This window comes from Amycolatopsis pigmentata (genome assembly GCF_042684065.1).
GTDB lineage: Bacteria > Actinomycetota > Actinomycetes > Mycobacteriales > Pseudonocardiaceae > Amycolatopsis_E > Amycolatopsis_E pigmentata.
Genome location: NZ_JBHUKR010000038.1, coordinates 1 through 624, shown reverse-complemented (window position 1 = coordinate 624; position 624 = coordinate 1). Strand labels below are relative to the sequence as shown.

Annotated in this window: 1 protein-coding gene; it reads left to right on the top strand. The window is 66.2% G+C overall.

Features of this window, described 5'->3' with window-relative positions; all coding sequences use genetic code 11:
• Positions 1 to 2: 2 nt before the first annotated feature.
• The coding region (locus tag ACFSXZ_RS41210; RefSeq protein WP_378272019.1) for an IS701 family transposase at positions 3 to 624 on the top strand (622 nt) is incomplete at its 3' end.

Sequence of the window (624 nt, the reverse complement as noted above, 5' to 3'; positions counted from 1 at the left end):
ACCTGGTGATGGCCGAGTTGGACCGATTGCATGAACGGATCGTGGACCGGTTTGTCCGCTCCGAACCCCGCGCTCGGGTGCGGGAGTACGTGTCCGGGCTGGTTGCGGGCCTGGAACGCAAGAACGGTTGGACGCTTGCCGAACGAGCGGGCGAGGTGTCCCCGGACGGGATGCAGCGATTGCTGCGCCGGGCGGACTGGGACGTTGACGGGGTCCGTGATGATGTCCGCGACTACGTCATTGAGCACCTGGGCGACCGGCAGGGCGTGTTGATCGGTGACGAGACGGGGTTCATCAAGAAGGGCCGGCGCTCGGCCGGGGTGCAACGCCAGTACTCGGGAACCGCCGGGCGCACCGAGAACTGCCAGATCGGCACGTTTCTGGCCTATGCCTCGAAACACGGGCACGCGTTGATCGACCGCGAGCTCTATGTGCCCGAGTCGTGGACCACTGATCGGGATCGTTGCCGCGCGGCCGATATCCCGGACGAGGTCGAGTTCGCGACCAAGCCACGTCAGATGATCGCGATGCTGGCCCGCGCGTTGGACGCGGGTGTCCCGTTCGCGTGGTTCACCGCGGACGAGGTCTATGGACAGGCCGGGTATCTGCGGGACTGGCTGGAAG